The following is a 3,699-nucleotide window of genomic DNA, read 5'->3' on the forward strand; positions in this document are numbered from 1 at the left end:
GGGCACGTGCGCGTCCACGTCCCGCAGGGCACCCACACGGCCCGGCCCGCGCCCGGCGCCGCCCCGGTGGACCCGGCCCGGCTGTGCGCGCTCGGCGAGTCGTACGGCCACTGGCCCGCGAACAGTCCGCAGGCGCGGATCTGCCACCAGACGTACGGACACTGACGTGGGGCCGGCGCGCGGGAACACGGACCTGGGGCGCTGACCCGGCCCGGGGCCCGGATCCGCCCGGCCCCGGTCCGCGGACCGAGCAACTCCGGCCCCGGCCCTCACGCCCCCCGGGGGGCCTCCTCCCCCGCCCGCGCCGGGGTACGCCCGGGCCTGCCGCGCCGCGTTACGTCCGAGTCCGCCGCGCCTCGGTGCGTCCGGGCCCGGGCGGCCTCGTCCGGCTCAGGCGCACGCCAGCCGGCGTGCCACCCGGGCGATGGCCGTACGCACCCCGTCCCCGTACCCGTCGTCCCCCAGGACGTGGGCGCAGGCCCGCGCACGTTCCAGGTGCAGCCGGGCGGCGTCGGGCCGGTGGAGCTTCACGTAGTCGGCGGCGAGGTTCGCGTGGAGGGCGGGATGGAGGGCCAGGACGTCGGCCCGGTCGCCCTCCGCGGCCGTCAGGGCCCGCAGGTCCCACGCCAGCTCGTCCCCGGGGTCGTCCTGCGTGTCCGCCAAGTAGTGCGCCAGCGTGCACCGCTGGACGGGGTCCCCCGCGTCCCCGATCTCCGCCCACAGCTCCCCCATGCGGTTGCGGGCCTCCTCGCGATCGCCGCCGTGGAGCAGGATCACCGCCTGCCCGATTCTGGTCACAAGGGACTCCTCGGACGACTGCCGCTGCTCCATGCGTGGCGCCTCCACCGTCGCGTGATGAAAATCTGACAAAACGCTCGGTAGAGACGCTAACCGCGGGAGGCCCGGTTCGCCTTCAGGCTCGACCCAGGTCAGGGATGCGCCAGTCGATCGGTGCCCGGCCCTGCGCGGCCAGGGCGGCGTCGATCTGCGTGAACGGGCGGGATCCGAAGAACTTCTTGGCGGACAGCGGCGACGGATGGGCGCCCTTGACCACCGTGTGGCGCTCCTGGTCCACGAGGGGCAGCTTCTTCTGCGCGTAGGCCCCCCACAGGACGAAGACGGCCGGGTCGGGCCGCCCGGAGACCGCCGTGATCACGGCGTCGGTGAACTTCTCCCAGCCTCGGCCCTTGTGCGAGTTGGCCTCGCCCTCCCGGACCGTGAGCACCGCGTTCAGCAGCAGGACGCCCTGGCGCGCCCACGGCATCAGGTATCCGTTGTCGGGGACCGGGTGCCCGAGCTCCTCCTTCATCTCCTTGAAGATGTTGCGCAGGGACGGCGGCGTCCGGACACCCGGGCGCACCGAGAAGCACAGCCCGTGCCCCTGGCCCGCCCCGTGGTAGGGGTCCTGCCCGAGGACGAGCACCTTCACCTCGTCGAACGGGGTGGCCTCGAGCGCGGCGAAGACCTCTGCCCGCGGCGGGTACACCGGCCCGTTCGCCCGCTCCTTCTCGACGAATTCGAGCAGCTCGCCGAAGTAGGGCTTGTCGAGCTCACCGCCCAGGGGACCGCGCCAGGACTCGGGCAGCACGTCGGTCTCGGTCACGTCAGCATCCTCCGCAGGTTCGTCGCCTTGCCGATCTTTGACGAACCTACCGGGCACCACCGACAACGCCGTGCGCCCGGCCTCCCCTCGTGGGCCCGGCCGGGCCCACGGCGACGGCCGGACCCGGCGCGGGAGCCCGTGGTCCGAGGGCCGGGGGCCGGGGCCCGCCGCCGATCGGAGGCTCCGGCCGCGCACCGCAGGGGCCGGGGCCCGCCGCCGATGGAGAGTTCCGGCCGCGTGCCCCGGGGCGCGGCGCCCCGCCTCAGACCCTGGCCGTCGCCTCAGACCCCGGCGGTCAGGAAGACCCCGCCGTCGATCACCATCGTCTGGCCGGTGATCCAGCCGGCCCCGTCCGACGTCAGGAAGGCGGCGGCGCCGCCGATGTCCTCCGGTACACCCAGCCGGCCCAGCGGGTAGCCGCTCGCGGCCTCCTCCTCGCGGCCTTCGTAGAGCATGCGCGCGAACTTGGTCTTCACGACGGCGGGCGCGAGGGCGTTGACCCGGACGATCGGCGCGAACTCGTGGGCGAGCTGGAGCGTGAGGTTGATCATGGCGGCCTTGCTCATGCCGTAGGCGCCCATGAAGGGCGAGGCATTGAGCCCCGCCACGGAGGCAACGTTCACGATCGTGCCGCCGTGCTCCTTCTGCCAGGCGTGCCAGGTCTTCTGGGCGAGCCCGAGCGCCGACAGCACGTTCGTCTCGTACGTCTTCGCCGCGACGGCCAGGTCCAGCTCGGCGAGGCCCGCGAAGACCGGATTGGTGCCCGCGTTGTTGACCAGGTGGTCGACGCGCCCGTACTCCTCCATCACCCGCTCGACCACGGCCGCCTGGTGGGCGGGGTCGTGCGCCTTGCCCGCCACGCCCATGGCGCGGTCGGGGCCGAGGCGCTCCACGGCTTCCTTGAGCGCCTCCTCGTTGCGTCCTGTGATGCACACCCGGTCGCCGCGGGCGACGAGCGCCTCGGCGATGCCGTAGCCGATGCCCCGGCTCGCCCCGGTGACGAGGGCGACCTTGCCGGTGTCCGGGGCGGCGCCCGGCGTCTGCTGCTGTGTCATGGCTGTGGTCCTCGGATTCAGTTGAGCGGGCCGCCGGCGACGTACATGACCTGCCCCGAGACGAAGCCCGCGTCGTCCGAGGCGAAGAACGCGATCGCGTTCGCGACGTCCTCGGGAAGACCCACGCGCTGCACCGGGATCTGCCCGGCCATGGCGGTCTGGAACTCCTCGAAGCCCATGCCGATCCGTTCGGCCGTGGCGGCCGTCATGTCGGTGACGATGAATCCCGGCGCGACCGCGTTCGCGGTGATGCCGAACTTGCCGAGCTCCTTGGCCAGGGTCTTGGTGAAGCCCTGCAGGCCGGCCTTGACGGACGCGTAGTTGAGCTGGCCCCGGTTGCCGAGCGCGGAGGACGACGAGAGGCTGACGATCCGGCCGAACTTGGCGTCGACCATGTGCTTCTGGCAGGCGCGCGCCATCAGGAACGCGCCCTTGAGGTGCACGTTCATCACGGTGTCCCAGTCGGACTCGGACATCTTGAACAGCAGGTTGTCCCGCAGTACGCCCGCGTTGTTGACCAGGACGGTCGGCGCGCCCAGCTCCGCCGCGATCCGCTCGACGGCCGCCTCCACCTGTGCGCTGTCGGACACGTCGCAGCCGACGGCGAGGGCCGTGCCGCCCGCCTCGGTGATCTTCTTCACAGTGTCGGCGCAGGCCGCCTCGTCCAGGTCGAGTACGGCGACGGCGCGCCCCTCGGCCGCGAGCCGTACGGCCGTCGCCGCGCCGATCCCCCGTGCCGCCCCGGTGACGACGGCGACGCGCTGCTCGGTGGTGGACATTCCTGATTCTCCTCGCCCTAGGAACCCGCGTGTGCTGAGCGACCGCTTAGTCGCTACGGCAGACGTGACGCTAGAAGCCCTGGCACGCGGTGTCAACGGGCGCAGGCCGCGGCACGCTCCCGGCAGGCCGTACCTGCGCACGCACCGCACGGCGCCGAGGGGCGCGGAGGCCCGCCACGCGGCCCGTGACGGCGCGGCACGCCTGCGGACCCGGGCGACGGGGAGGCGCGGACGGTGGGGATCGGCGGGGAGGCGCGGACGG

The 3,699-nt window shown here is 73.4% G+C and carries 4 protein-coding genes; all 4 read right to left on the reverse strand.

Annotation, left to right across the window (positions count from 1 at the left end; translation table 11 throughout):
* Window positions 1–390: 390 nt before the first annotated feature.
* On the reverse strand, window positions 391–831 hold the full coding sequence (locus L1885_RS25295; RefSeq protein ID WP_235799487.1) for a hypothetical protein: 441 nt from the start codon (window positions 829–831) through the stop codon (window positions 391–393).
* Between the two features lie 82 nt (window positions 832–913).
* Complete coding sequence (gene ung / locus L1885_RS25300; protein ID WP_235799488.1) at window positions 914–1,603, reverse strand: uracil-DNA glycosylase; 690 nt, start codon at window positions 1,601–1,603, stop codon at window positions 914–916.
* Between the two features lie 281 nt (window positions 1,604–1,884).
* Window positions 1,885–2,658 carry an SDR family oxidoreductase gene (locus L1885_RS25305; RefSeq protein WP_235799489.1) on the reverse strand — a complete coding sequence of 258 codons (774 nt, stop codon included), beginning with the start codon at window positions 2,656–2,658 and terminating at the stop codon, window positions 1,885–1,887.
* A gap of 17 nt (window positions 2,659–2,675) precedes the next feature.
* Window positions 2,676–3,437 carry a 3-oxoacyl-ACP reductase FabG gene (gene fabG, locus L1885_RS25310; RefSeq protein ID WP_235799490.1) on the reverse strand — a complete coding sequence of 254 codons (762 nt, stop codon included), beginning with the start codon at window positions 3,435–3,437 and terminating at the stop codon, window positions 2,676–2,678.
* Window positions 3,438–3,699 lie beyond the last annotated feature (262 nt).

It is taken from the genome of Streptomyces fuscigenes (genome assembly GCF_021556455.1).
Taxonomy (GTDB): Bacteria; Actinomycetota; Actinomycetes; order Streptomycetales; family Streptomycetaceae; genus Streptomyces; species Streptomyces fuscigenes.